At 63.1% G+C, this 22,892-nt stretch carries 23 protein-coding genes; 6 read left to right on the top strand and 17 right to left on the bottom strand.

Going from position 1 to position 22,892, the window contains the following annotated elements; all coding sequences use genetic code 11:
- From UP09_RS07960 to UP09_RS07945, 4 genes are all read right to left on the bottom strand, one after another.
- The coding region (locus tag UP09_RS07960) for a hypothetical protein (protein WP_044537535.1) at window positions 1-758 on the bottom strand (758 nt) is incomplete at its 3' end.
- Window positions 759-972: 214 nt separating this feature from the next.
- Window positions 973-1,176, bottom strand: coding sequence for a hypothetical protein (locus UP09_RS07955; RefSeq protein ID WP_156164514.1), 204 nt, complete (start codon window positions 1,174-1,176; stop codon window positions 973-975).
- A gap of 214 nt (window positions 1,177-1,390) precedes the next feature.
- On the bottom strand, window positions 1,391-1,762 hold the full coding sequence (locus UP09_RS07950) for a YidB family protein (RefSeq protein WP_044537533.1): 372 nt from the start codon (window positions 1,760-1,762) through the stop codon (window positions 1,391-1,393).
- A 119-nt stretch (window positions 1,763-1,881) separates the two neighbouring features.
- A complete protein-coding gene (locus tag UP09_RS07945; RefSeq protein ID WP_044537532.1) occupies window positions 1,882-2,535 on the bottom strand; it encodes a glutathione S-transferase family protein in 654 nt (217 codons plus the stop codon).
- A 162-nt stretch (window positions 2,536-2,697) separates the two neighbouring features.
- Between UP09_RS07945 and UP09_RS07940 the strand changes: the two genes are divergently transcribed.
- Window positions 2,698-3,375, top strand: a complete 678-nt coding sequence (locus tag UP09_RS07940) for a DUF599 domain-containing protein (RefSeq protein ID WP_044537547.1) — start codon at window positions 2,698-2,700, stop codon at window positions 3,373-3,375.
- 24 nt (window positions 3,376-3,399) lie between these two features.
- Here the strand turns inward: UP09_RS07940 and UP09_RS07935 are convergent, their stop codons facing one another.
- The 8 genes from UP09_RS07935 to UP09_RS07900 form a co-directional block, all read right to left on the bottom strand.
- Window positions 3,400-4,449: an adenosine deaminase gene (locus tag UP09_RS07935; protein ID WP_044537530.1), complete on the bottom strand. Its 1,050-nt coding sequence runs from the start codon at window positions 4,447-4,449 to the stop codon at window positions 3,400-3,402.
- A 3-nt stretch (window positions 4,450-4,452) separates the two neighbouring features.
- Window positions 4,453-5,547 carry a LacI family DNA-binding transcriptional regulator gene (locus UP09_RS07930; RefSeq protein ID WP_052833004.1) on the bottom strand — a complete coding sequence of 365 codons (1,095 nt, stop codon included), beginning with the start codon at window positions 5,545-5,547 and terminating at the stop codon, window positions 4,453-4,455.
- Between the two features lie 81 nt (window positions 5,548-5,628).
- Window positions 5,629-6,615 (bottom strand): isopenicillin N synthase family dioxygenase, encoded by a 987-nt coding sequence (locus tag UP09_RS07925; RefSeq protein WP_044537529.1) that lies wholly within the window; start codon window positions 6,613-6,615, stop codon window positions 5,629-5,631.
- A gap of 46 nt (window positions 6,616-6,661) precedes the next feature.
- Entirely contained in the window at window positions 6,662-7,438 is a 777-nt protein-coding gene (locus UP09_RS07920) for an ABC transporter permease (protein ID WP_245301808.1), read from the bottom strand.
- An 80-nt stretch (window positions 7,439-7,518) separates the two neighbouring features.
- Window positions 7,519-8,289 (bottom strand): ABC transporter ATP-binding protein, encoded by a 771-nt coding sequence (locus UP09_RS07915; RefSeq protein WP_052833003.1) that lies wholly within the window; start codon window positions 8,287-8,289, stop codon window positions 7,519-7,521.
- Window positions 8,286-9,287, bottom strand: a complete 1,002-nt coding sequence (locus UP09_RS07910; RefSeq protein ID WP_052833002.1) for an ABC transporter substrate-binding protein — start codon at window positions 9,285-9,287, stop codon at window positions 8,286-8,288. The genes UP09_RS07915 and UP09_RS07910 overlap by 4 nt, the downstream gene beginning before the upstream one ends.
- Before the next feature lie 363 nt (window positions 9,288-9,650).
- Window positions 9,651-10,559, bottom strand: coding sequence for a cell envelope integrity protein TolA (gene tolA / locus UP09_RS07905; RefSeq protein WP_044537526.1), 909 nt, complete (start codon window positions 10,557-10,559; stop codon window positions 9,651-9,653).
- A 62-nt stretch (window positions 10,560-10,621) separates the two neighbouring features.
- On the bottom strand, window positions 10,622-11,440 hold the full coding sequence (locus tag UP09_RS07900; protein WP_044537525.1) for an aldo/keto reductase: 819 nt from the start codon (window positions 11,438-11,440) through the stop codon (window positions 10,622-10,624).
- 247 nt (window positions 11,441-11,687) lie between these two features.
- Here UP09_RS07900 and UP09_RS07895 point away from each other — a divergent pair, with 247 nt between their 5' ends.
- Window positions 11,688-12,017: a hypothetical protein gene (locus UP09_RS07895; RefSeq protein WP_044537524.1), complete on the top strand. Its 330-nt coding sequence runs from the start codon at window positions 11,688-11,690 to the stop codon at window positions 12,015-12,017.
- A gap of 30 nt (window positions 12,018-12,047) precedes the next feature.
- Here UP09_RS07895 and UP09_RS07890 read toward each other — a convergent pair whose 3' ends face one another.
- Window positions 12,048-12,953 carry an AraC family transcriptional regulator gene (locus UP09_RS07890; RefSeq protein ID WP_044537523.1) on the bottom strand — a complete coding sequence of 302 codons (906 nt, stop codon included), beginning with the start codon at window positions 12,951-12,953 and terminating at the stop codon, window positions 12,048-12,050.
- Window positions 12,954-13,051: 98 nt separating this feature from the next.
- Between UP09_RS07890 and UP09_RS07885 the strand changes: the two genes are divergently transcribed.
- Together UP09_RS07885 and UP09_RS07880 are read left to right on the top strand one after the other, a co-directional pair.
- Window positions 13,052-13,795 carry an SDR family oxidoreductase gene (locus tag UP09_RS07885; protein WP_044537522.1) on the top strand — a complete coding sequence of 248 codons (744 nt, stop codon included), beginning with the start codon at window positions 13,052-13,054 and terminating at the stop codon, window positions 13,793-13,795.
- A 42-nt stretch (window positions 13,796-13,837) separates the two neighbouring features.
- Window positions 13,838-14,608, top strand: a complete 771-nt coding sequence (locus UP09_RS07880) for an SDR family NAD(P)-dependent oxidoreductase (protein WP_044537521.1) — start codon at window positions 13,838-13,840, stop codon at window positions 14,606-14,608.
- A gap of 53 nt (window positions 14,609-14,661) precedes the next feature.
- Here the strand turns inward: UP09_RS07880 and UP09_RS07875 are convergent, their stop codons facing one another.
- Window positions 14,662-16,011, bottom strand: a complete 1,350-nt coding sequence (locus UP09_RS07875) for a cytochrome-c peroxidase (RefSeq protein ID WP_044537520.1) — start codon at window positions 16,009-16,011, stop codon at window positions 14,662-14,664.
- A gap of 14 nt (window positions 16,012-16,025) precedes the next feature.
- A complete protein-coding gene (locus UP09_RS07870; RefSeq protein ID WP_044537519.1) occupies window positions 16,026-17,705 on the bottom strand; it encodes an alkaline phosphatase family protein in 1,680 nt (559 codons plus the stop codon).
- Window positions 17,706-18,107: 402 nt separating this feature from the next.
- Here UP09_RS07870 and UP09_RS07865 point away from each other — a divergent pair, with 402 nt between their 5' ends.
- Entirely contained in the window at window positions 18,108-19,274 is a 1,167-nt protein-coding gene (locus UP09_RS07865) for a YncE family protein (protein ID WP_197082631.1), read from the top strand.
- A gap of 792 nt (window positions 19,275-20,066) precedes the next feature.
- Here UP09_RS07865 and UP09_RS07860 read toward each other — a convergent pair.
- Window positions 20,067-20,393, bottom strand: a complete 327-nt coding sequence (locus UP09_RS07860) for a helix-turn-helix domain-containing protein (RefSeq protein WP_044537518.1) — start codon at window positions 20,391-20,393, stop codon at window positions 20,067-20,069.
- A gap of 70 nt (window positions 20,394-20,463) precedes the next feature.
- Window positions 20,464-21,885 carry a magnesium transporter gene (gene mgtE / locus UP09_RS07855; protein ID WP_044537517.1) on the bottom strand — a complete coding sequence of 474 codons (1,422 nt, stop codon included), beginning with the start codon at window positions 21,883-21,885 and terminating at the stop codon, window positions 20,464-20,466.
- 83 nt (window positions 21,886-21,968) lie between these two features.
- Between mgtE and UP09_RS07850 the strand changes: the two genes are divergently transcribed.
- Entirely contained in the window at window positions 21,969-22,790 is an 822-nt protein-coding gene (locus UP09_RS07850) for a polysaccharide deacetylase family protein (RefSeq protein ID WP_082070035.1), read from the top strand.
- The last annotated feature ends 102 nt before the right edge of the window (window positions 22,791-22,892 follow it).

Genomic DNA, 22,892 nt, shown 5'->3' with positions numbered 1-22,892 from the left:
ACCGGCGGCGTCGACGCCGCGCTCGGGAACTCGGCATTGGTCGGCCTGCCCGTGGGCATCGACGACGGCAGCGCCGCGACAAGACCCTGCGGAACCGACGGCGATGCACCGGCCGGCGCATTCCAGGCCGCCGCGTAGCGAGTGACCGTGTTCTCGTAGACGCGGTCGTTCATGTTGGAGATGATCTGGTGGTTGTCGCCCAATGAACGGAACGCCGGGCACGCGGTCGGCGAGCAGTGGTCGCGCGCCATCAGCGCGTAGGCCATCAAGCCGTAGCGATCGCGCTCGACCGCGCGGCGCAGCGCCTGCAACTCGGTGGTCGTACTGCGTTCGGCGGTCGCGAGATCGCCGTAGGAGGTCAGGTGCGAGATCTGGGCCGCGGCATAGCTGACGGCGGCTGCGGCCGCGTCGGCCGAGCCGAACACCGCCTTCTCGCAAGCATTGAGAACGGCATCACCGGCCAGGTCGTCGATGCAGGACAGCGCCGGCAGCGTCGGGCCGGTCGCCTGCGTCACGCGGCTCTCGGTCGGCCCCGCCTGCCCGCCCGGACCGAAGCCACGGATGGTGGCGGCGACCGCAACCGCGATCGACAGCAGCGTGATGACGGTCAAGGCGCCGTTGGCGACGGACTTCTCCGCCCGCAGCAGCGTGACCAGCACGACAATTCCGAAAAACCCCGCAGCGGCCAGTGTCAGCCACATCGGAAAGGTCGGTGAACGCCAGATCTGATCCAGCGAAGACGTCCAAGCCCAATTCATGCGCGATGTCCCTCAACGCAGCATAAGCACGATCGACGAAGGTTGGACGCCACCCCGGTGTCCAACCTTCGGCAGAATGGGTCTGCGAACAGGGCCTTTTAACGGCAGTGAGGACGAAACCGCCCAAACCGCAGGCTTGCGCACATCTCCCTGGAGCATGATCCGGAAAAGTGGAAACCGGCTTTCCGAAAGATCATGCTTAAACTAAAGAGGTCTAGGACAGCGCGAGCTGGCTCTCCTTGGCTACCCGTTCGAAAGCTTCGGTCGAACTCTTGATGCGGTACTGGCAGTCGTCGCCATCGGTCGGCAGCAGGCGGATCACCTGATAGGTACCGGTCGCGGCGGGACGGGCGACGTTGCTGGCCGTAAAATAGACGGTCTCGCCAATCGAGTACTTGTGCTTCAACGCCCTCTCCATTTTCTAGAGATTGCTGGCCGCGCTCACGGTCCCGCTAGCGCCGGCACAACAATTGAGAACCCTGTGGCAACTTAGCACACGGCGCCGCCCCAAATCCAGCAGGATTGAGGCATGGGCATTGCGCAATTTTGCAGCTTTTTCAGCGCGATAGGCGGCCAATGGCGGTTCCGCGGAGATTGACCGCCACGCTGGCGCCGAACCGGGTTCCGGGCGCTCAGGCGGTGTGCGGCAGCTTGCCGTCGGGGCTGGCATGGTCGACCGCAGCCGGAAGCTGGTGGGCCAGCACCTGGGAGAGCTGGTCGACCGGGATGTTGAACCGGGCGGCCAATTGCTTGACCGTGTCGCTGCCGAGCACCTGCTGGAGCTGTTCGGCCGTGATCGGCAGGTTCTGGCCGGTGCCGATCCACGATTTGACCTGGTCGCCGAGGCCGCCCTGCTGGAGCTTGGCGACGATCGCCGACAAACCGCCCTGGCCGCTGCCACTGCCCAGCACCTCGCCGAGCACCGCGGGAAGCACCGCCGCACCCAGCTGGCCCAGCATCCCCCTCAGCTCAGGCGAGTTTTCCAGAGAATCGAGAATGCCCATGGTCGAAAGTCCTTTCGCTGGTGGCAAAGGCCGGTTCCGGATTCAGACGCTTTCGGCGCTGCGACGTCAAGCCGCGTTGTTTGCGGCCGCTGTCACAATTCCAAAAGGCCAACGCGCGCTCAGACATGCTCGAATCGGTCGATCAGCAGCGTCTCGGCCAGGCCCTCGCGGGTCCATTGCTGGAACGCCGGAAGCGACAGCATGGCGTCGACATAATGCTGCGCCGCGCCCTGGACCGGGATCGCGTAGGTCCGAAAGCGATGCACCACCGGCGCGTACATTGCGTCCGCGCCGGAGAACGCACCGAACAGGAACGGCCCCTGCCTGCCGTAGCGCGCATGGCAATCGGCCCAGATCTCCTGGATGCGCGCGACATTGGCCCGCGCATCGTCCGACAGCGCCACGGCGCGGATCGGGCGGTGCAGGTTCATGCCGCATTCGTTGCGCAGCGCCATGAATCCGGAATGCATCTCCGCCGAGATCGCACGGGCGTGCGCGCGGGCGGCGCGATCCGCCGGCCACAACTTCACGTCCGGGACTGTCTCGGCGAGATATTCGATGATCGCAAGCGAATCCCAGACCGTGAGGTTGCCGTCGATCAGCGCCGGCACCTTGCCGGAATCGCTGACGCTGAGGATGCGATCCTTGTCGGCCTGGTCGGTGTAGATCGGAATGAAGACTTCCTCGAACGGGATGTCGTTGGCGCGCAGCGCCAGCCACGGCCGCATCGACCACGACGAATAGTTCTTGTTGCCGATGACGAGCTTCAGCATTGTCCGGAGAATCCTGTTGTAGATCGCATCTTGCCATAGTGCATTGCACGCGTTCAACCTGTACATGACGCGGATGCCGCAAGCCTTGTTACAAGAAGACTTGCTACAAGAATGCTGGCTGCAAAGGCGCAGCGCAGCGGCGCGGGCTCGAGGGAAAGCAACATGACTGGCTATTGGGTCGATGTCTTTGCGGTCGGCTTCTTCGCTCTGGAATGGACGGTCTATGCCATCACGCTGGAGCACACCGTCTACGGACGCGACAGCCTGTCGGCGCGCATGCATGTCTATCGCGAGATCTGGGTCAGGAACCTGCTGGATCGCGAGTCGCGGATGGTCGACATGCAGATCATGGCCAGCTTGCAGAACGGCACGGCGTTCTTCGCCTCCACCAGCCTGATCGCGATCGGCGGCGCCTTGGCGCTGCTGCGTGAGACCAACGATGCATTGACGGTGCTCGGCACCCTGCCGTTCGGCTTGAGCCCCTCGCCTGCGCTGTGGGAGGTCAAGTGCGTCGGCCTGATCCTGATCTTCATCTACACGTTCTTCAAATTCGCCTGGGCCTATCGCCTGTTCAATTACGTCGCGATCCTGTTCGGCGCGATGCCGCCGGCGACACAACGCGGCACGCCCGCGGCCGAAGCGCACGTGATCCGCACCACACGACTGTTCGAAAGCGCCGGCCAGCACTTCAATCGCGGCCAGCGCGCGTTCTTCTTCGCGCTCGCCTATCTCGGCTGGTTCGTCAGTCCCTGGGTGCTGTTCGTCACCACGGCTGCGGTCGTGATCGTGATCTGGCGCCGGCAATTCACATCGAACGCCTGGGAGGCGATGGGAAGTTGACGCCTGGAGCGCGATTGGATGCCCTCAGTGCGTCCTCGCCGGAACGTTCTGCAGGGCGCTATCATGTTGCACGAGATAAGCATCCAGCTTGCACAAGAGGTCCTGCCGTTCTTGCTCGGATACAAAAGCCGCGCAAAGGCCATTGCGGGCCAAGCCCACGATCTCGCTCAAGGAGAGGCCGAGAGCTGACCGGCAAGCGAGCAGATTCTCCGTGACGTAACCATCGAAGTACGGCGGATCGTCCGAGTTGATGGTGACGTGCAGACCCCGCGCCATGAGCTCCTTCAGTGGATGCTTGTCCATCGACGGCACCACATGCAGCCGGACGTTGGACAGCGGGCATATTGTGAGGGCGATGCGCTTGTCGGCCAGTTCGCGAACCAAATCAGGATCGGCCAGACAGGCATTGCCATGGTCGATCCGGTCGACCTGCAAGAGCGACAGCGCCTGACGCACATAAGAAGCCGGGCCCTCCTCGCCGGCGTGAACGGTCGTGCGGAAACCTCGCTTGCGGCATTCCTTGAAAAATCTGGCGAACTTCGACGGCGGGTTGCCTACTTCCGCGCCGCCCATGCCGATGCCGATGATCCGATCCGCCCATGGCATGATCTGGTCGAGCACCGCGAGCGCATCCGCTTCAGTCCGGTGCCGCTGGACGCTGATGAGCAGTCCGACACTCGTGCCCTGTTCCCTGCTCGCATCATCCATGGCCCGGAGCACGCCCGACATCAGGGTTTCGATCGCGACGTCGCGTGTCGTGAAGCTCTGCGGCCCGATGAAAAGTTCCGAACGGATCACACCATCTTCGTGAGCCCGTCGCAGATAGGCGCGGGTCACGTCGTAAAAATCCCGCTCCGTCACCAGGACTTTGCAGCCCTCATAATAGAGATCGAGGAACGATTGCAGGCTGGTGAATTGATAGGCTGCGCGCAGCGCATCGGCGCTGTCCCATCGCAGCCGCAAACCGTTACGGGTCGCGATGTCGAGCATCAATTGCGGCTCGATGCTGCCTTCAAGATGCATATGTAGATCGGCCTTGGGCAGGCCGCGAACGAAGGACTCGATGTCAAGCATTGACTATTTCCTATTGACGGTTGGTGGGGCACCCTTGCCGTCACGCGACAAGACCTTGATTGATTGACGCCGTTCAAGGTGGAAAGGCATGAAGCTCAACCCGCTCGCGGGTTCGTTCTTCAGGATGGAGAGCAGCCTCTCCGCCGCGACCGCGCCCATTTCCTTGAAAGGCAGGTGGATGGTGGAGAGCGGTGGATCGACGTATTGAGCCATCACCGAATCGCTGCAGCCCACGATCGAAATATCGTCGGGTACCGACAGACCCGCTTCCCGGATGGCCATGATCGCGCCGAGCGCCAGAATATCGCCCGTGCACGCGATCGCGGTGTAGCCGGGTGACTGATCGAGGAAGCCCCGAACAGCCGCCCGCGCCGTAGCCGCGTCATAGTCTTCGGTTTCGGCAACACCAAGCGGAGGAAGTTCGATGCCACGCGCCGCGAGTTGTTTGAGGGCTCCGCGTAGGCGGTCGGCAACCGGCGGCGTATTGCCGGTCGGGCCGGTCAGCACCGCGATCCGGCGGTGCCCCGCATCGACCAGGGTGTCGATCGCGAGAGCCATAGCTGCTGCGTCCGGCATGGCGACCGAGAACGAGTCGGGATAAATCTCCGCGCAGTCCTGAAACACCACAGGCACGTTGCGGGATCCCAGAATGCGCAAGATGTCGGGATGACGGCGGGAGCCAGTGAGTATCAGACCATCTACGCCTCGGCTGAGCATGGTCCTGACTTGTTCCAGTTCGCGGTCGACGTCTCGGTTGGAACAAGCGACGAGCACTCCGTAACCGGCCGCCCGCAAAGTTTCCTCCGCCGCTTCAATTGTCGGCGCAAAAACCGGATTCGACATCGTGGGAACGATCAATCCGATCGTCTTCGAGCGACCATTGAGCAGAATACGCGCGGCATTGTTCGGGATATAGGACAGCTTCTGAAGGACTTCCTCGATGGCCTTCAACTTCGAGGCCGCGACCATGTCCGGCTGATTGAGGGCACGAGACACCGTCGCGATCGAGACGCCCGCCAGCCGGGCAATCTGCTTGAGCGTTACCTCGCCCTCGGGTTGCGACGAGGGGGCGTTCCGCAACGTATTTTCAGTCGTCATGCCTGGCATCTCCGCCGCCCGGGCCCGCCCGCTTCCTGGGCGGGCGGCCAAAAATTCCGGAACGGTTGCGGTTTCCAATCTTCATGCAGCGGTCACGTCTTCGGTGCGGAATTTCTGCACTGCCTTGAATCGGCTGACAATGTAGTCGCCGAACGCCACCGGGTCGTGCCGCGGCGGATTCTGCTCCGAGCAGCACGTCGGCAAGCAAACCACCGGTGCGTCGTAGTCCAAATTGAAGAACATCGGGATCGAATAGCGCTCCCGTCCGGTGCGATTGGTAACGCGGTGGAAATTGGACACGTAGCGGTCGTTGGTCCAACGCTGGAAAAGGTCGCCGATATTCACGACGAGCGTGCCGTCAATGTATGGCGCAGCAATCCACCCGCCGTCACGCTTCTTGAGTTCAAGACCTCCGATCGGATCCTGGGCCAGCAAGGTGATCATGCCAAAGTCGGTATGCGGTGCGGCACCCAGTGCCGTGGCCGTGGCCGTCGGCGGCTGGGGCGGATAGTGGAACATCCTCATCTGCACCATTGGCTTTTTGGCGTATTGAAGGAAGTAGCCCTCGTCCAAATCCAGCGCGCGTGCGATCAATCGGAGCAGATTCTCGCCAAGGGTCTTGGCTTGTGCGAAGTAAGCCTCGGCGGCTTCGCGCAGCCACGGCAACTCTTCGGGCCACTGGTTTGGCGCGTGCAAGGGACGCCGGGCAATCACATCCGGGTCGTCCAGCGCCAGGTCGAGGCCGACCTCATAGCTTTCCTTCAGATCGGCTTCGAAGCCCGGCTGCTTGGTAACCCCTTGGGGCATGAATCCGCGACGGAAGTACGGATGCATCACATGGCGTTGCCGCATTTCCTCGGGCAGAGCGAAATACCGTCGGGTCGCGCCAAACACCGCGTTGAGGATGTTCTCGGAGATGCCATGGTTGGAGACATAGAAAAAGCCTGTCTCCCGGCAGGCACGATCCAGATCTCGGGCGAGCTCGTCGATCGGCTCTCCCCGGAGCAGCGGCGCAAGGTCAAGCACGGGGACTTCACTGCGGTCTGCGACACGGGTCGGTTCAATCATGATTGGTCCTCACATTTCCAGGTTCGAATGGGATTGGCGAATGGGATTAGAAGGTCGCGATCCGGCCTCTGTCATTGACGCTGGTCCAGAACAGGAGCCGGCGCTGAACAGTGACGATGATGCCGTGCAGCCCGACCCCGATCAGTGACAGCACGATCAGAATGGCGAAGCTGCCTGCCATATCGAAAGTGAAGTTCTTCTGCAGGATCAGAAATCCGAGACCGGCCCTCGCGCCGACGAATTCGCCGACGACAGCGCCGATCACGGCGAGTACGATTGCGATGTCCAGCCCGGCGAAAATGTACGGCAGTGCATGAGGCAGGCGAACCATGTGGAACACCTGCCAATCGTTCGCCGTATGGGCCCGGAGCATTTCGATCTGGTCGCGCGGCGCGGAGCGCAGGCCTGCGATGGTGTTCGCCAGCAGCGGGAAGAAAACGATCGTCGCGGTGATCACGACCTTGGACGACAGGCCGTAACCGAACCAGATGACGATGATCGGCGCGATCGCCACTTTCGGCACGGTCTGGAACGCCACGACATAGGGATAGACCACCCGTTCCAAGAATTCCGATTGGCCGATCGCGACGCCGAGGACAATTCCCAATACGGCGCCCGCGGCGAAGCCCGCGACGATCTCGGTGAAGGTGACGCCGAAATGGTACAGGAATGACGGCGACATCACCTCTCGCACCAGTGCCATCGCCACACTGCTGGGGGGTGGCAGGACGATCGCCGGAATTTCGAGCACGCGGACCGCGACTTCCCAGGTCGCCATCAGGATGACGAACAAGATCGGTGCGACCAGACCGTTCTCCTTCAAGGAGGCGGATCGAACCCGTCTCGCAGTTTTTTCGGGCTTGATGGTCACGCTGTGAGCCCGCGCAGATATGCTTCCGTCCATCAATCCAACTCCGCTTCTGTGCTGAAGTGGCGCCGAATGGCCGTCACGTGGCGGCCGAACTCGGGCGTGTTGAACATGGCCAGCGTTCGGGGACGAGGCAGCTCGACAGGCAGTATTTCGGCGATCCGTCCCGGCCGTGGCGTCATCACGATCACCCGGTCCGCGAGGAACACCGCCTCCGGAATGCTGTGTGTCACCAGCACGACGGTGATCCCCTGCTCCCGCCAAATCCGAAGCAGCTCCAGATTCATGGTTTCTCTTGTCATGGCGTCGAGCGCACCGAACGGCTCGTCCATCAGCAGGAAGTCAGGCTGGTGCACCAAAGCCCGGCAGATCCCGGCGCGTTGCGCCATGCCGCCGGACAGTTCCGCCGGATAACGATCCTCGAAGCCCGACAATCCTACGGTCGCGAGCAGCGCCCGAGCTCGCTGCACCGCGGCTTTCTTCTCCATGCCCTGAATCTCGGCAGGTACGGTCACATTGGCCAGAACGCTCCGCCATGGCAGCAGGACTGGCGATTGAAACACGACGCCCATTTCGCGTGTCGGTCCGTTCACGCTGCGCCCGTTGATCAACACCTGGCCGGACGTACGCTCGAGGGTGCCGGCCAGGATGCGCAGCAGCGTACTCTTGCCGCAGCCGCTGGGGCCGACAATGGTGACGAACGACCCATGCTCGATCGTTACGTCGACGTTCTCGAGGGCCACGATCTCGTCGTACCCATGCGAGCGGTAGCGCTTCTCAAGCTGAGCGATCGCAACGCCGGTCATTGCGCGACCTCGCACGTCCGAGCGGCAGCACGAATCTTTTCGGCGTCGAAGTCATTGACGCGATCGTAGAAGTTGGGAATCGCGGTCAGATAGCTGTCAGCCGGCAGCGATCCGTTGATGATGCCAGCCTCATTCAGGAAGTTCTGGAGTCGTGCGAGACCTGCGGGATCGGTCGCACCCCACTGGCGCCCGCCGTTCAGCCTGAAGCCATCAGCCAAGGTGCTGAGTTGCGCGTTGATCGTGTTCAGGTCCATGCGCATGGCGGTTTCATCATCGACACCGGAGGGCTTCGTGTCCGGAAACCGGCGCCAGTGAAGCCGCACTGCGCATTCCGGATTGGCCAAGGCATAGACAGTTGCTTTGGCGATGCCCCGGGCGATCGCGACGACCTTGTCGGGATCGGAAGATATCGAGCGCTGCAACGTCCCAAGTGAATAGTCGGGATAGGTTCGCCATTCCGCCGGAACGATTTCGCGCAGCTCCAGCCCGGCGTTGCGAAAACTGGCAACGCCGGGAGCCCAATAGATGAGCGCATCGACCTGACCGCGTCGCATGGCCTGCACCGGCGGCGCCCCAAGGCCCAGCGGCAGGAAGCTGATTCCAGCCGACTCGACCGTAATCCCCTGTTGCTTCAGCGAGTGCTGCAGCAGCGACACCCCGGCACTGACCACGCTGAACACGCCAATGGTCCGGCCTCTGAGGTCGGCAATAGTCCGTATCTTCGAATCGACCGGCACTGCGATCGACCAGTCGGTGACGCCGTTTGCCATGACGACACGAACCGGGAGCTTGTTGGTGACAGCGGATTGAATGATGGCGGAGGCATTCGCCTGCACGAAGTCGGCGTTACCGGCGACAAGGAGTTGGATCGCCTGCAACGAAGAGCCGACCGGCTGCACGTCGACATCGTAGCCTTCCTCAGTCCAGTAGCCGAGGGAGAGCGGGAGCGTGACCATCGGGTAGCCGACATTAAGCACCGACGTCCCGACGGCGAGCACGACGTGTCGCGGTTTCTTTGCTTCGGCCAGACAGGACAGGGGCGTCCCCACCACTAGTAATGATAAAAGCAATAGGAAACAATTCTCACGTAGACAGCGCATTGGAGCTCATCTCCCATTTTGCCTGAAAACCTTTGCAAAAACAACTGCAAACCTTTTCAGACGATCTGCAAAGGTTTTCAGCAAGAAATATGCCAGTTCTAGAAACTGATTTGGAACAGGATCATGCGGGATTGGGAGCTACCGGTTAGGTCGGCGGTTGACCGTCTCTTGGCCACTTCATGCGCAAAAAATGATCATGCCGGGACTGAATCGCCTGCCTTGCTCAGTATTCCCGACCGAAGCCCGCTTCGCACCACGCCGCTACGACCCAAAATCGCGCGGCGTGAAATCGAGATCGAGCACCTTCCATTCGCCGTAGCGCTCCCTGGGCAGCATCCCGTAAGGCTGGCAGGCCTGCAGCCCAGTCGTCGCGCTCTTCATCAGGAGCACGCCTTTCGCTGATGCGGTGCCCTCGATCAGCTGGGGGGCGACTGCGAGCTTGCCGTCCGGCGTCATCAGCACCCGCAGCTTGACCCTGACGTCGTCGCCGGTGTTCAGGTCGGCCGGAAGTTTCATGCAGGTTTTCAGATGGCGGCGGAATTCCGCGACGATGCCGGTGCCGACGTCGGCCTTCTCGGAGGCCGCCGCGTCGAAATTGTCCTTTCCAGGCGCGCTGCCGGCAGGCGCAGCCGGCAGATCGGGCGGCAGGCCGAGGATGACACCGTATTTGACGGACACATCAGGCTCGGGCGGCGTATAGGCCGGCGGTGACGGCGGCGCAGGCTGCTGGGCAACCGGCGGAGGTAGCTGTGGCGCCGGAGGCGGCTCGGCCTTCGCCGCCTGTTGTGGGGTGGGACTGGGCTGTGGCGCTGGCGGCGTGGCCTGTTTCTGCTGGGGCTGCGGCGTAGGCGGCGTCGCCTGTTTCTGCTGAGGCTGCTGTTGCGGCGGCGTCGCCTGCTTCTGTGGCGGTTGCTGAGCGGCAGGTTGCGGCGTGGCCTGGTCCGTCGGCTTGTCCAGTGACGGCAACTGAAACTCGGGCGTCGGTGACGGGCTCGGCACGGGATCAGGCTTGATCTCGGCAGCCTCCTGCTGCGTCACGACCTCGACCGGCACCGTGTCGGCGGCGACGGGATCGAACTGATGGACTTCCGAATACAGGAAAATCAGCCCAAGCAGCGACAGGTGCACGAGCACCGACGCGATCATGTCAGTGTTTGGCCGGAACTTCATCCCACTCGATCAAATCGTGATGTCTCCCCGCCCTTTAGCATAGCGGTTGGGGCCGACCTGCCTCAATCCCATTTCGGCGCAAAACCGAAATCGGTCAGCCGGCCATCCGCGCTGCCCATCGCGGAGATCTCCCGCATATCCGCCTCGGACAGCTCGAAATCGAAGATATTGATGTTCTCCTGCAACCGCTCGAGCTTCGAGGTGCGCGGGATCGCGGAAACATTTTGTTGCACCAGCCAGCGCAGGCAGATTTGGGCCGCGGTCTTGCGATAGCGGTCGCCGATCCGCGCCAGCGCGCGGTCGCCCTTGATGCGGCCCTTCGCGATCGGGCTGTAGGCGACGAGCGCCAGGCCGTGGCGCGCGCAGGCCTCCATCACCTTGGCCTGGTCGAGATAGGGATGGTACTCGACCTGGTCGCAGGCGAGCGGCTCCGGACAGGCCGCCACTGCCTCTTCGATCAGCGCCACCGTGAAGTTCGAGACGCCGATATGCCGCGCCAGTCCCGCTTGCTTGACTCGCGCCAGCGCACCGAGCGTCTCGGCCAGCGGCACCTGCGGGTTGGGCCAGTGCAGCAGCAGCAAATCGACCTCGGTCAGGCGCAGCCGCGCCAGGCTCTCCTTGGCCGATCGCTCGAGGTCCTTGGGCAGGAAATGGCTGGTCCAGACCTTTGACGTGACGAAGACGTCGTCGCGCTTGATCCCGGAAGCGCGCAGCCCCTCCCCGACCTCGCGCTCGTTCTCGTAGATCTGGGCGGTGTCGATATGACGATAGCCGAGCCGCAGCGCCTGCTCGACGATGCGCGCGCAGGTTCGGCCGCGTAATTCCCAGGTGCCGAGCCCGATCGCCGGGATTTTGGCACCATTGCCTTCGATGAAGATCATGCGGCCATTATGGGCCGCCAGGCCTGCGCTGCCAACTCACGCCGGCGTGGGAAGTTGAGGATCGCCACCGCCTTCGCGTGCAAACCGCATCCGGCAAATTTCGTCGCGCGAGCGCGGCTCACCCGGGCGATCGCCAGATTCGCCGGACGAGGTGAACTGCTTCACATCTTTTTTCTGCCAAAGGCCGGGTTACGGTGGCGAATTGCTGTTGAATCAACCCGCAAGCGAATTTCCGTGGGAGAATATTATGAGCGATCCTCTTGCCAAGCTGATCACGCTGACGGCGCGCCTAACTCAGACTCCGGGCGAGACAGACAGGCTTGTCATTGCCAGCGGTGGAATCGAGTTTGAAGGCCCGTTTCCAATGAACGCCGGTGACGTATTCGACTTCGACGATCAGGACCTCGTACCCTTCTCAGGGCAACTGCAACTTGATCTGATCGCGGAGCATCCAGGTCAGCAGCCCGCGAACCTCGGGCCGGTCATCATCCGAGCCGACGAACAGGGCCGCGGAGAACTGACGCAGCAGTTCCGAGGGTCCGGAGCGCTCTACGATCTGGCGTACAAAGTCATCTGACCGATCAAGCACGCACGAAGGCTACGCGCGTCACGACGGCGCCTGCTCCCGCGCATAGTGCGTCGGCGACACTCCGACATGGCGGGTGAACGCGACGCTGAACGCGCTTGCGGAACCGTAGCCGACGCGTTCGGCAATTTCGGCGATGCCGCTTTCATTCTGCCGGAGCATGTTCTTGGCCACCGCCATGCGCCAGGCGAGCAAATACTCCATCGGCGCGACGCCCACCGCGCGGCTGAACCGGTCGAAGAACGCTGAACGGGAGAGCGCGGCGTCCTTCGCCAACTGTGCCACCGTCCACGCGCTGGCCGGGCTCTCATGCATCCGTCGTATCGCGACGGCAAGGCGCTCGTCGGCGAGCCCGCGCACCAGGCCAGGCGACGCCGGGGTGCCCGCTGTCGAACGCAGCGCTTCGATCAGAAGCACTTCGAGGAGGTGGGCGAGGATGACCTCGCGCGCCGGACGCCGTTCGCGGAATTCGTCTCTCACGAACTGCACCAGGGTCGCAAGCCGCGGCTCGCCGCGCACATGCACGAGTTGGGGAAGCAGCGACAGCAGCAAGCCCGCGTCGGGGGAGCCGAAGCTGCAGTGGCCCACCAGCATCCGCAGGTCGGTCGGGCCGTCCTGATCCCCGATCCTGAACTCGCCGGTGGCCAGCGCGACCGGCAGGTTTTCGGGAGCCGCTTCCGAGGGAGGCGCGAGGCTGGACATCGCGACGCCGTAAGCCGCAGGGATCAAGACGAAGTCGCCCGAGCAGAGCGTGATCGCTTCGTGCCCGTCGATCACGAGGCGACAGCCGCCCTCGAGCACCACGCAGTAGAAGGGCTGCCCGGCGTCCGAGCGGCGGACCTGCCACGGCCCGGCGCCGACAATCGCCTTCGAGAACCGGGCGCCGGGCTGCAGCAGCGTGACGACCTCCGCGAGCGGATCGACCATATCTGGACTCCTGCAAACGCATCATGGACTTTCGAATATAGAGCGTCCGGCTGCGGTGGCCTATCTCCTCGATACGGTCAACCACCCAAGAGTCCTCCATGAAAAATATCCTGATCACCGGATGCTCGTCCGGCTTCGGACTTGAAACCGCCAAATACTTCCTCGATCGCGACTGGAAGGTCGTCGCCACGATGCGCAGTCCGCGCGAGGACGCCCTGCCCCGTTCCGAGCATCTGCGCGTGCTCGCCCTCGACGTCACTGATCCCGAGAGCATCCGCCAAGCCGTCGAGGCCGCGCGGCCGATCGACGCGCTCGTCAACAACGCCGGCTTCGGCGCAGCCTCGCCCTTCGAGACCACCCCGATGGCGACGGTGCGCGAACTGTTCGAGACCAACACCTTCGGCACCATGGCCCTGACGCAGGCGGTGCTGCCGCAGTTCAGGCAGCGCAGGGCCGGTGTCGTCGTCAATGTCACATCGAGCGTGACCTTGAAGTCGATCCCCTTGATCGCGTCGTACACTGCAAGCAAGGCAGCGGTGAACGCATTCACCGAGTCGATGGCGCTGGAGCTTGCGCAGTTCGGCGTGCGCGCCTGCCTCGTGCTGCCGGGACGCTCGCCCGAGACCCGTTTCGGCGATAACGCGCGCGCCCGCATGCACGGTCTCGACCATGAGGCCTATGCCGACCTCGTCAAGAGCGTCTTCGCGCGCTTTGGCGAGCCGGGACCGATCACGCACGCGCAGGACGTGGCCGAAGCGGTGTGGCGCGCGGTGAACGATCCGTCGAGCCCCATGCGTATCCCCGCCGGCGCCGACGCCGTGATCTGGGCCGCGTCGAGCTGAGCCCCAGCCAGTCTGTTTCTCAATTCTCGAACGGAGCCTCATATGCAAAATAGATGCGTCGCCCTGGTCACCGGGGCCAATCAAGGAATCGGCCTCCAGATCGCAAAGGATCTCGTCGCGCACGGCCTCATTGTGCTGGTCGGCTCGCGCAATTTCGAGCGCGGGGTGGCGGCGGCCAGGGAAATTGGAAAGGAGGTTGGACCGGACGCCCATGCGCTCCAACTCGACGTCACGGATCAGGCCTCGATCATCGCTGCGGCGAAGCGCGTTCGCCACGAGTTCGGCCGCCTCGACGTGCTGATCCAGAACGCGGCGATCTCGAATACGAGGAAACTGCCCGGCCAGTCCGTTGAGGATTACGCAAAGACGACCCGCCCGAGCAACGTCTCTCTCGATGAAATGCGCGCGGTGTGGGAGACCAACGTATTCGGCGTCCTCGCCGTCTATCAGGCGATGCTGCCGCTGCTGCGCGGAACGCCAGGCGCCCGCATCGTCAACGTGTCGAGCGGCGCTGGGTCGTTGACGGCGAATTCGGACCCGGCCTTTTCCCACCGCGCAGTCTTCGGCCCGGTCTACCCTGCGTCCAAAACGGCTCTCAACGCCTTGACGGTCGCGATGGCGATCGAGCTGGAGCCAGAGGGGATCAAGGTCAACGCAGTCTCTCCTGGCTTCACCAGGACAAATCTCAACGGATATGCGGGTACTGAGACCGTCGAGGAAGGCGCCCGCGAGGCGGTGCGCGTTGCCCTGCTCGGCCCGGATGGTCCGACAGGAACGTTCACCCACGCAATACGCGGAACGCTGCCGTGGTGACGTCGTCCGTTAGCAGATAGCCTCGTGCCAGCGGATGGCGCGAATGTGCCGGCTCAAGGTTCCGGCTGATATCCGTCGGTCAGCGTCTTCAGGAAGGCGATGATGTCGGCTTCATCCTGCGCCGTCATCGCCGGCGCATCGCCGGCATGGCGGTCGAACGGCGGATCGCTGACGTCGACATTGGCGTGATACTTTTCCGGCAGATCATCGTACTTCCGTAACCTCCCGTCTGCTGCGCGCGGAAAAACCTTCTCCGGATTGGTGTCGCGGAAATTGTAGAAGTCGAGCACCTGCTCGAGGCTGCGGAAGGTGCCGTTGTGGAAGAAGGAGCGGCGGGTCGCGGTGTTGCGCAAGGTCGGCGTCAGGAACATGCCGCAATATTGCGTCTGCTCGGCGACGTCGGTGCGCTGCGGGCCGCAAACCCCGAGATCGAAACGATCGGGGTCGCCGTTTTCAGCGAGCGCGGCATTGCGCGGCGCGCCGAGCGCCTCGTACTGATGGTCGGTGAACAGCGGCGGCAGGCTGTCGCGCGTCGGCGCCGACGTATGACAGCCGGCGCAATTCGCCTTGTCAGGGTCGCCGAACAATTGCAGGCCGCGCAGCTCGCTCTCGCTGAGCCGCGCCCTGCCCTCCAGCCAGTAGTCGTACTTGCTGGTATAGGGATGGAAGCTCACCTCTTCGACCTGATAGCGCGCTACCGCGAACATCGCCTCCGCGATCAGCAACCGCCCGTTGTCGAATATACCGGCGCCGAACAGCTCGGCGAAGCGCCCGGCGTAGGGCGCGCGGCGCAGCTTGTCCGCCACCACCTCGAGACTGCCGCCATCCATCTCGTTGGGATCGAGCAGCGGGAAAAGCGCCTGATCCTGCAGCGTGTCGGCGCGGCCATCCCAGAACAGGCCGCCTTGCGGCACGATGTTCGCCGCAGCAGCTGCAGTCGCGGTCGCGACCTTCTTCGCGCGCGCGCTCTGCTGGCCGAGCGCCGCCATCTGCGCGAGGTCGACGACATTGTCGTCTTCATCCTTCTCGGGCCCGATGCTGAAATTCGGCTGGCGCTCGAGATAGGTCAGCGAGGGAACGGCGCGCGCGCCCTGCCGCTTGAGCGTGGCGCCGCCGAGCATGACCGGCCCGTCATTCGGCGGGCCATAGGCGTGATCCGGGCTATGGCAGGACGCGCAGGACAGCTGGCCTGACGACGAGAGCGACGCGTCGTAGAAGATCTGCTTGCCGAGTTGCGCCATCGAAGACAGCGGCGCAACGGATGGACGCATCAGATGGATCGGATTCGGGTTTGTGCCCATAACCGCCTTTGCGTCCGGAAGTCCGGACGTCTCCACCGCTGCGACAGCGCCGGCCATGCAGAGCAGGCCGGCGCCGAGGAGCCACAAAGTGCGGCCGTTCATGTCACGTCCGACGATTAGCGGTGATGATCAGGCGGGCTGACGATCACGGTGCCGGACGTCGGATCGAGGAACAGCTGGCTCTGACGATCGTCGCGGAAGCGATCGCGATCGAAGTCAAACAGGTCCATGATCGATTCGGCGCTCTCGTCGAACGAGCCGCCACCCAGGCGCTGGCCGTGCAGCCAGTTGTCCTCGATGAAGCGCACCACGGACGCCTGCGTCAGGCGGTCGTGGCTGACGAAATTCCGCTTGGCGTAGGGCGAAATCACGATGAAGGGAATGCGCGTACCCGGACCGCAGCGGCCGTTCACGGGCTTGCCGCTCAGACCCTTCGACTGCGGCTGCTTGGCGGCACCGAGGCCGCACTTGCCGGGACCGTTGACCTGATCGGCGGTCGGATCGTAGGAGGCGCTGGTCGGCACGGCATAGGCGTGGTCGTACCAGCCGTCGGAATCGTCGTAGGTGACGATGACGGCGGTGTCATGCCATTCCGGCTGCTTCTGCAGGAAGTTGATCAGCTCGACATTTCCGGCCTGCTCGTCGAGCGGATCGGAATTGCCGGGATGGCCGTCCTGATAGGCGGGCATCTTGATGTAGGAGACCGCCGGGAAATTGCCGGCTTTGACCGCGGCGTAGAAATCTTCGAGGTCGTAGTTGTGATTGGCCGGATCGACGGTCTTGCTGCCCTCGACATAGGTGTGGCCGATCGCATCGACCGAACTCGGCCGCGCATGGGTCGGGTTGCCCGTCGACTTGTAGTACTGGAACCAGGCGTGGTGCGGGATATAGTCCACGATGGTGCCGCTGACATTGCTCGAGAACGTGCTGCGGGTGCAGCCGGTCGTCCCGTTGGCGTTCTTGAGCGTCAGGTCGAAGCCGCCCATGAAGCCGCCCCAGCTGATATGTTCGGCGTTGAGCAGGTCGCCGATATTCTTGCTGGTCATCAGCACGGTGCTGGTCGCGCTCGAACACTGGTCGTAGGCGGGATCGGTATCGCCGATCAACGTCAACCCGCCCTGGCCGTCAGCGATCGACGAGGAGCTGCCGATGATGTTCTGCGCGCCGTTGGTCTGGCCGGAGATCACCTCGAGCGCGCCTTGTGTCGACGGACCGTAGGTGCCGGTGTAGGTGTTGTCGTTCATGGCGAAGTTCTGGGCGTAGTTCCAGAACGCGGTGACGGTGTTGCCGTCGAAATAGCCCAGCACCTGCGCGTTGGTGCCGAAGGCGCCGACGCCGCCGGCCGTGCCACGCCCGGTGAATTCCGGAAACAGGTCGGCCTTGCCGTTGTCATAGGCCTGCTGCTCGGGTGTGTAGGCGTGGTTCTGCGATTTCGTGTTGGCCTGGGTGCGGTCGAGACGGAACGGATTGGCCGCGCCGGTGCCGTTAGCCGGGTTGAGGTTGGGATTATTGGTCAAGAGGTTCGCATTGGCGAGGTTGTTCACCTTCGGCGTATGCGGCTTCGCGGTGAAGGGAATCGAGCCCGTCGGGTTGGCTGCGTTCGGATACGTCGCAAAATAATGATCGAACGAGCGGTTCTCGTTGAAGATCACCACGAGATGTTTGATCGGCGTATCGGTGTCGATCTCGTGCGGATGACGATGATCCCGCTCCCATTCGTCCTGAGCGGTAGCGCTGCCCACGAGCGCAGCAGCAATCACACAGAGTCCGACCGTCGAAAGAAGTTTGGCTTTCACCGTAGTGCCCCCAGCTATTGCAAATTTATGACGTTAGCGTGCGACACGTTAGCCACGTCCCGTAACAGGTCTGTGTCGGTTTTATGCAGTCGATGAATATCTGTGAAAAAATGACGCGCGTATTTCTCGCGACGGTTGCAACACGCGCGACTGCATACGGAGGTCAATTCGCATAAGCTTGACGGCGCGGCGCTCCGAGTCCACGAGAGAAGACGCGGAAAAAAGCTCATGCGCGCCGCCGAAAGCGGAGCCCGTTATTCACCGCCGGCGTCCGCCGTCCGCTTCCTAGGCGTGCGGCCAAATTAGGATCGATGCCAGCATCGTTCTTGCCAGCCCCAAAGGCCGCGAAGTACGGTGACGGAACAAGCTCATCTCAGAATGGGCCGGACCGGGAGAAAACGCATGATGACTTTACGCCCTGCTCTTTGTGCCATCGGCTTGGCCGGCCTCATCGGCAGCGGCCTGGCGCAAGCCGGAACCAACGACATCCTGATCGGCCTTGACAACAAGGTCACCTACGGTCCCGAAGGCCAGATCAACGGCGCTCCCGGTAACGACGCCGTGCTGGTCGTGGACATTTCCAACCCGGCCAAACCCAAGATCCGCGCCAACCTGCCGCTGACGAACTCCCTGCTGGGCCCGCCCACCAACCTGCAGATCACACCGGACGGCAGACTGGGCCTGGTCGCCAATTCCGTAGTCCACGTCCAGGAGGGCAACTCCTGGAAATCGGTCCCCGATAACAAACTGTACGTGATCGATCTCACGGCCAACCCGCCGAAGTTGATCGACACGGTGACCGTGGGACGGCAGCCATCTGGTCTGTCGATCTCCAGAAAGGGCGACCTCGCGTTGATCGCCAACCGGGACGGCAAGAGTGTCTCTGTTGTCTCGATCCAGGGCTCGACGGTCAAGGCCGTGGGCGAGGTACCGGTGGAGCAGCAGGCGGCCGCCGTCGTCATCGCACCCGACGGCAAGCGCGCCTTTGTCTGCCTGAACCTCGCGAACAAAATCGGCGTGTTGGCGATCGATGGACAGAACGTGACCTACGACAAGTCGATGGACATTTCATCGGCGTTCACTCCCTACAACATCGACATCACACCAGACGGCAAATACGTCATCGCCTCGAATACCGGTGCACAAAAGAACAACGCCGATGCCGAGGTGATCATCGAAGCCACCGGCCCACATCCCCACGTGGTCGATGTGATGACCCCCGGTACGGGACCGGAAGGCTTCGCCATCGCGCCCAACGGGAAGACCGCAGCCGCCCCACTGCTGCTCGGCACCTCGGCCAAGGACAGCGACTGGTTCAAGACCAAAACCGGCGAACTCGTCCTGATGTCGATCGGCACCGGCGGTAAGCTGACGGTGACTGCGCGTGCGCCGCTCGGCGGCCTGCCGGAAGGCATCGCTTACAGCCCGAACGGCGACTACCTCTATGTCGGCAACTATTTCGACAAGGACCTGCAGGTGTTTCACCTCGCCAACGGCAAGCTGACCGAGGTAGGACCCAGGCTGAAGCTGCCGGGCCAGCCGGCGTCCATGCGCGCGCCGGCGCGGTAGAGTGCGTCCCCATTCCGCCGGTCGCGGAATGGGGCTTCCACCAACAGACCCCCACACTCGCCAATGCCAATGTGTTCCCAAGGCGCGTAGCGAGCGTGTTTTTGCGTGTCAGGTCTTGGCAAGGCCTCGCGAAAGAAGTAATTTCGTTTTTTCGGAAGTTTTTCTTGACACCAACCCCAACTCAACCGTTTAATGCACCCGTCTCACCCGATTGAGGGGCGTGCGCACGTCACGAACGCGCGGTGGGATGCGGTGGACGCCGAATGCGCAACAGACGAGTGCGCATGAAGCGGACGGCGAAGTCGTGTGGTCCTGACGCTGCAATGCAGGCTGAAAGTTTTTGAGAAGCTGACGCTTCTCAGAGACAACGGTGGCAACAAAGCGCTCACCGGGGAGAGCACGTATAAGCCGTAACCCATCGCGCAGGGAAAGCCGGAGTGCCTCCGCTGAACCTGTATGCTCGTGTGCGCTTTCTTTTCTACCTTTGCACACGAGACCGCGGGTGCAGCGTGCACCCGGCTTTTCCTGCGCCCTCTTCAACGAGAGGGCGGAACGAGATGCAGAGCTCGGACAAATCATGTCGCGAGAATGCGGAGTTGCGTCCCCATCCACAGTTGTCATCGCCCGGCCTGTGCGCAATTGCGCACATGGACCGGGCGACCCAGTATTCCAGAGACAGTCGTGATTGAAGCGATAGGCCGCGGCGTACTTGGTCGCCCGGTCAAGCCGGGCGATGACACCGAAGATGGGGCTGAGACATTCGCTCAGATCGCGAGAACGCGCCGCGCCAACTCAAGCCGGCGCAGGCTCGCTCGACAGCGCCGCGAACACCGTCTCGGGCGAATGCGCGATCACGGCGAGCAGTGCGCGGGCGGAGCCGCGCGGTGCGCGCTTGCCCTGCTCCCAGTTGCGGATGGTTTCCACGGGGACGCCGAGCTTGGCGGCGAATTCGAGTTGGGTCAGTTGCGCACGGCGGCGCAAGTCACGGACCGCAGGCTGTGACGCGCATGGCGCGGGTGCCGGCATCGCGGAAGCCGGCATCGCAGGAGCCAACGGAAATTCCTTGCCGTCGCGCAATTCGACGATCCGTCCGTCCGCCTTGAGCCGCAAGCGCTGCATGATGTCCCCCTTGGGCATGGACACATCATCCGCAAAGCCGCTTAAGGTCCGATTAACGATAAGGGCTGATCTAATTCAGGCCAAACCACAAAGTGGCGATGCCGAGAAACGAGAAGAACCCGACCACGTCGGTGACCGTCGTGACAAATGTGCCGGAAGCGACTGCGGGGTCGACCCGCACCCGGTCCAGCACGATCGGGATCAAAATGCCCCCGAGCGCGCCGGCAACGAGATTGCAGACGATGGCGAGGCCAATCACGATCCCGAGGCCGGGGATCTTGAACCAGGCCACCGCGGCAATGCCGGTGATGATGGCGAACGCGAGGCCGTTGACGAGCCCGACCGTGGTCTCGCGCAGCACCACGCGCATGGCATTGAAGGAGCCGAGCTCGCGGGTGGCGAGCGCGCGTACGGCCACCGTCATGGTCTGGGTCGCAGCATTGCCACCCTGGCTCGCCACGATCGGCGCCAGCACCGCGAGCGCCACCATCTTCTCGAGCTGGCCCTCGAACAGACCGAGCACCGACGACGCCAGGAAAGCGGTGGCAAGGTTGACCAGCAGCCAGTTGAAGCGGCCGCGGGCGATGGTCCAGACCGTGTCGGAGAGCTCTTCGTCGCTGGTGACGCCGCCGAGCGCCTTGAGGTCTTCGTCGGCCTCCTCCTCGATCACGTCGACGACGTCGTCGATGGTGATCACGCCGACCAGATGATCTGTCGTGTCGACCACGGGGGCTGCGACCAGATTGTACTTGCCGAACATCCGCGCGACCTCCTCCTGGTCCTCCAGTGCGGAGACCCGGCGGCGGTCTTCATCGACCAGTTCGGTGATCGGCACCGGACGGCGCGCGCGCAACAGCGCATCCAGCGAGACCGCACCAAGCCAATGCTTGTCGGCGTCGACCACGTAGATTTCGTAGAACCGCTCCGGCAGGTCGGGCGTGTCGCGCATGTAGTCGATCGCCTGGCCGACGGTCCAACTTGGCGGCACCGCGATGAACTCGGTCTGCATCCGCCGGCCGGCGGAGTTTTCCGGATACAGCAGGCTGCGCTCGATGTCCTCGCGTTCGGCCGCCGGCAGCTTTTCCAGGATCTCTTCCTGGTCCTCCTCGTCGAGGCTTTCCAGCAGCTCGACGGCATCGTCGGATTCGAGTTCGCGGACGCCTTCGGCGACCGTCTCCGGCTCGAGCTCTTCGAGAATCTCCTCGCGGACGGTCTCGTCGACCTCGTTGAGCGCCGAGAAGTCGAAATCCGCACCGGTGATCTCGACGAGGGAGACGCGGTCCTCGGGCGCAAGCGCCTCGATCAGATCGCCGAGATCGGCCTCGTGCAGTTCCGCCACCACCTCACACAACAGCGGCCGGTCGGCGGCGTGGATGGCGCGCGTGATCCCTTCGACGAATTCGTGGCGGAGCTGCCCCTCCTCGTCGCGCATTGGCGTGCGATCGAGCACGTCCGTGCCGACGGGTTGGGCAGCGTCGATGTCCTCGGCCATGCCGCGTCTCGCCGGTTTGACAGGAATGGAGAATTGGTCTGAGTTGTGCGGAACGGATTACCTAATCGGTGGTGACCTGTGCAATGAGAAATGTGTCCAACGGAACACGATCAAAACGGCATGCCCTCGCGCTGCTCGTCGCGATCGCCCTTGCGCCCATCTCTCTGATCACCTCCGCGCGCGCCGCCGATTGCCCGCGCGAGGACGCGCTCGGCACCTCCCGGGTGCTCGAGGTCGATCCCGCGACCTATCCGCGCGTCGGGCTGAAGAGCTTTCCGCAGACCCTGCCGCTGCAAGACCACGAGATCGTGCTGACCTTCGACGACGGGCCGACGCCGGGGACCACCGACAAGGTGCTGGAGGCGCTGGCAGCCGAATGCGTGCGCGCTACCTTCTTCATGGTCGGCCGCAACGCGACCGATCATCCCGATATGGTCCGCAAGGTCGCCCGCCTCGGCCACACCGTCGGCTATCACAGCTGGGACCATCCGCATCTCAACAAGCCGTCGACGGACGAAGCCGAGGCCAATATCGACCGTGGCATCGCAGCAGTCGATAAGGCGCTGCACGGGACGGCGAGCACGACCCCGAGGACGCTGTTTTTCCGGTTCCCCTATTTCGAATCGACGCCCGAGCTGCTGGACGTGCTGGAAAAGCGCGGTATCGCGGTGTTTGGAGCCGATTTCTGGGCCAGCGACTGGGTCAAGATGACGCCCGAAGAGGAACTGAAACTGCTCACCGCGCGGCTCGAAGCCCACCGCAAGGGAATTATCCTGCTGCATGACCCGCAGCAGCGAACGGACGACATGCTGCCGGCCTTTCTGCGGTACCTGCGCGAGCATGATTACCGCATCGTCCATATCGTCCCGGCCGCCGCCAAAGTCGTGTCCGATCGGACACATTGAACCCGAGCCAGGAGTTGGACTACAGATCGGCTGGATTACAGATCATTAAGGCCGCGTTCATGGCGCCGCCGTTAAGGACTTCGCAGTGCGTTTGGAATGCGG

It is taken from the genome of Bradyrhizobium sp. LTSP885 (genome assembly GCF_000938305.1).
In the GTDB taxonomy this organism is placed as follows: Bacteria; Pseudomonadota; Alphaproteobacteria; order Rhizobiales; family Xanthobacteraceae; genus Bradyrhizobium.
This window is presented reverse-complemented; position numbering and strand designations above follow the sequence as displayed.